Below are 885 nucleotides of genomic sequence, written 5' to 3'. Positions count from 1 at the left end.
GTGAAGTCGTAACAAGGTAGCCGTAGGGGAACCTGCGGCTGGATCACCTCCTTAATCGACGACATCAGCTGCTCCATAAGTTCCCACACGAATTGCTTGATTCATTGAAGAAGACGATAGAAGCAGCTTTAAGCTCCAAGCTGATAGCTCCAAGCTAACAGTTGCGCGCTCGAAATTGGGTCTGTAGCTCAGTTGGTTAGAGCGCACCCCTGATAAGGGTGAGGTCGGCAGTTCGAATCTGCCCAGACCCACCAATTTTGTTATGGGGCCATAGCTCAGCTGGGAGAGCGCCTGCCTTGCACGCAGGAGGTCAACGGTTCGATCCCGTTTGGCTCCACCACTACTGCTTCTGATTGTGTAAAGCTTAGAAATGAGCATTCCATCGTTGTGATGGTGAATGTTGATTTCTAGTCTTTGACTAGTTCGTTCTTTAAAAATTTGGGTATGTGATAGAAAGATAGACTGAACGTTACTTTCACTGGTAACGGATCAGGCTAAGGTAAAATTTGTGAGTTGCTCTTAATTGAGTATTATCGAATTTTCGGCGAATGTCGTCTTCACAGTATAACCAGATTGCTTGGGGTTATATGGTCAAGTGAAGAAGCGCATACGGTGGATGCCTTGGCAGTCAGAGGCGATGAAAGACGTGGTAGCCTGCGAAAAGCTTCGGGGAGTCGGCAAACAGACTTTGATCCGGAGATGTCTGAATGGGGGAACCCACCTAACATAAGTTAGGTATCTTAAGCTGAATACATAGGCTTAAGAAGCGAACCAGGGGAACTGAAACATCTAAGTACCCTGAGGAAAAGAAATCAACCGAGATTCCCTTAGTAGTGGCGAGCGAACGGGGACTAGCCCTTAAGTGGCTTTGAGATTAGCGGAACG

2 tRNA genes and 2 rRNA genes are annotated in these 885 nt (G+C 47.3%); all 4 read left to right on the top strand.

The features are described from left to right. Positions 1-54 (top strand): 16S ribosomal RNA (locus AAEZ09_RS27865); the annotation flags it as partial. A 123-nt stretch (positions 55-177) separates the two neighbouring features. Next, positions 178-254: transfer RNA gene (locus AAEZ09_RS27860), tRNA-Ile, on the top strand. Positions 255-264: 10 nt separating this feature from the next. Next, positions 265-340, top strand: a tRNA-Ala gene (locus AAEZ09_RS27855). A gap of 249 nt (positions 341-589) precedes the next feature. Further along, positions 590-885, top strand: a 23S ribosomal RNA gene (locus tag AAEZ09_RS27850); the annotation flags it as partial.

This window comes from Pseudomonas sp. 65/3-MNA-CIBAN-0223, from assembly GCF_040310425.1.
In the GTDB taxonomy this organism is placed as follows: Bacteria; Pseudomonadota; Gammaproteobacteria; order Pseudomonadales; family Pseudomonadaceae; genus Aquipseudomonas; species Aquipseudomonas gregormendelii.
The sequence above is the reverse complement of the archived record's forward strand: the minus strand, read 5'-3'. Positions and strand labels throughout refer to the sequence as shown.